Genomic DNA, 2,860 nt, shown 5'->3' with positions numbered 1-2,860 from the left:
GGATTTGTCAATTATTTCCAACTTGTGTGTACACGGTAGCCTATAGGATAGAAGTTTTGTAAATCCCATCCGTGAAAGATTAAGGTTTTAAATAGCTTTATTCAGCAAAATTACTTAAACAAACTTTAAAAATATGTAGTAACTTTATCCTAAAACGCCATAAATGACAAACGGGATGGAACTTTTTGATAACCTACACCTTGCTATGTTTAGCGGCAAAGGTGGAGTCGGAAAAACGACAATCTCCTGCACCTTTGCATGTCGTTGGGCGCAGAAATTCGCCAATGAGCAAATTCTTTTAATCTCAACCGATCCGGCTCACTCTCTTGGAGATGTCTTACAAGTTAGCGTTGATGACATTCCTCGTCCCATAGCGGAACTACCTAATCTACTAGTAAGGGCGTTGGATGCAAAGCGTCTGCTACAAGAGTTTAAAGAACGTTATGGTCAGGTGTTAGAACTGTTAGTGGAGCGCGGTAGTTTTGTTGAAGGAGAAGACTTGTCTCCAGTTTGGGATTTAAATTGGCCTGGACTGGACGAGTTGATGGGTTTGTTAGAAATCCAACGCCTTTTCAACGAGCAGCAGGTAGATCGAGTAGTAGTTGATATGGCTCCTAGCGGTCATACTCTCAACTTATTTGGATTGATGGATTTTTTAGACACTTTCCTCCACTCTCTCGAACTGTTTCAAGAAAAGCATCGGTATATTAGCAAGACCTTTGCTGGGAGTTACACACCCGATCGCGCTGACGATTTTTTGCAAACCCTGAAAGCTGAACTGTCGCAAGGCCGTCGTCTGCTTCAAGATCCCACCCATACAGCTTGTTTGTTAGTTGCGATCGCCGAACCAATGAGTTGGTTGGAGTCAAAACGATTCCTAGAAGCCTTACAAACCATGCAGATTCCTTGCGGAGGGTTGTTTGTTAACCAAGTCCTTGCCAGCGCGACTGACCCAGATCGTTACCAAGAACAACAACCGCTGATCGGTCAGTATACGGATCTTGCTAACGAAAAGCCGATGTTTATTGTGCCACAGCAAGATGAGGAGCCTTTAGGGATTCTAGCCCTCAGCCATCTGATCGACCAAATCCATGTTCCTCAGCTTGAACCGCTATCTTTTATCGATCTACTCCCAGTTCAATGGCCGGAAACAATTCCTCCTAGCTTTGGAGATTTTCTCACCAAAGGTCGTCGCCTGTTACTAATTGGCGGTAAGGGTGGAGTAGGCAAAACCACAGTAGCAGCTGCCATTGGTTGGGCTATGGCTCAACAACATCCCGATCGCAAAATTCGCATGGTTTCTATCGATCCAGCCCACTCCTTGGGTGATGCCTTTGGTTTGAGTTTAGGACACGAACCATATCAAATAACTGCCAATCTTCGAGGTCAGGAAGTGGATGGCGATCGCATTCTCGATCAATTCAGAGCCGAGTACCTATGGGAACTGGCCCAAATGATGAGTGGCGAAACCCAAACAAGCGAAGCTATTGAAATGGCCTATGCTCCTGCTGCCTGGCGCAAAATTGTCGATCAAGCTTTACCAGGGATTGATGAAATACTTTCCCTGTTAACAGTAATGGAATTGCTAGAGCAACAAGAAGAAGACTTAATTATTTTAGACACTGCTCCTACAGGTCATCTTCTGCGTTTTCTAGAAATGCCAACTGCATTAGCAGACTGGCTAGCTTGGATTTTCAAACTCTGGATCAAGTATCAGAATGTCCTTGGTCGTACAGAGTTTATGGGGCGTTTACGAACTTTGCGACAGCGTGTAGTTAAAGCCCAAAAAGTGCTAAAAGACCCACAACAAGCAGAGTTCATTGGGGTTACACTTAACCAGACTAGTGTACTTGCCGAACAACAACGCCTGTTCAAATCTCTGCAAGAAATAGGTGTAAGCCAGAATTACCTTGTTCTCAACCGCTTTACTTCTACAGCAACCATTAATTGCGATTTTCCAGGTTTGACAATGGTTCGCTTACCAATGCTTCCTCGCTCAGTTCAGCCTTTAGAACGCATCCAAGCAGCAGCCGGCTGTTTATTTTAACGGCTAATTAGACTAAATACTTTCATACCCTAAGAGAAATTTATTATGCATCGCACTCCAACCCGCAGACAAATTCAAGCCAAACTTAGCACCATGCCTCCTCAACGTTCTCAAGCAACAGCTTACTTAAATGCTTACAAAATGATGTTAGAAAAGGAGCGTTTAGAGGAGGAACTAGACAAACTCGAAGTACGCCGACATCAGATTCAGCAGCGTCTTGCTATTTTAAATAGTCAAACAATTCCTGAAGGAGACATGACCCATCAGCAAGCAAATACTAACTTGGAGGACAATACACCAAAATTCAAAACCCTAACATTGGAATACTAAGTACTAAGATTTCAGCTGCCTATTCTTCGCAACTTCCTTGCTCAGTCGCACCAAGCAGGGGCGATCGCGTTTTTGGATGTCGGAATCGTGGGGGAAGACGACATGAAAATCTTACTTAGTAATCTTAAGGTTGCTGCCCAAACTCGTTGCTATTACACTCGACTTAAGGAGTGGTAATTCAGAAAGGCATTAAGATATTACTTAGGTCAATTAGATTCTCAAGCCAGCTTATTGTCACACTGTTAAATTGCAATAACTTCTAAGTTCTAGAAATAAACTAACAATTGCCTCAATAATTAATGCAACTAATTTCTGAGTTAACACCACATCAGGAAGCTTTACTTTGTGAATATAAGAGAAAGTGGCAGTTAGCAGCACTTTCAACACAACCTATTGATACACAAAAAGCGACTCAAACGATTAAAGCTGTTTATAAGCAAATATCTAGTGTAGAAGAATTCGACATATATTTTTTTGATAGTC

General features: G+C 42.6%; 2 protein-coding genes and 1 pseudogene. All 3 read left to right on the top strand.

What is annotated here, in order from left to right; all coding sequences use genetic code 11:
- The first annotated feature begins 175 nt into the window (after positions 1 to 175).
- Positions 176 to 2,047 carry an ArsA family ATPase gene (locus IQ229_RS22135; protein ID WP_194047426.1) on the top strand — a complete coding sequence of 624 codons (1,872 nt, stop codon included), beginning with the start codon at positions 176 to 178 and terminating at the stop codon, positions 2,045 to 2,047.
- Positions 2,048 to 2,092: 45 nt separating this feature from the next.
- Positions 2,093 to 2,377, top strand: coding sequence for a hypothetical protein (locus IQ229_RS22130; RefSeq protein ID WP_194047424.1), 285 nt, complete (start codon positions 2,093 to 2,095; stop codon positions 2,375 to 2,377).
- A gap of 299 nt (positions 2,378 to 2,676) precedes the next feature.
- Positions 2,677 to 2,860, top strand: a pseudogene (locus IQ229_RS24345) (DUF6745 domain-containing protein); the annotation flags it as partial.

It is taken from the genome of Nostoc cf. edaphicum LEGE 07299, assembly GCF_015207245.1.
Taxonomy (GTDB): Bacteria; Cyanobacteriota; Cyanobacteriia; order Cyanobacteriales; family Nostocaceae; genus Nostoc; species Nostoc edaphicum_B.
This window is presented reverse-complemented; position numbering and strand designations above follow the sequence as displayed.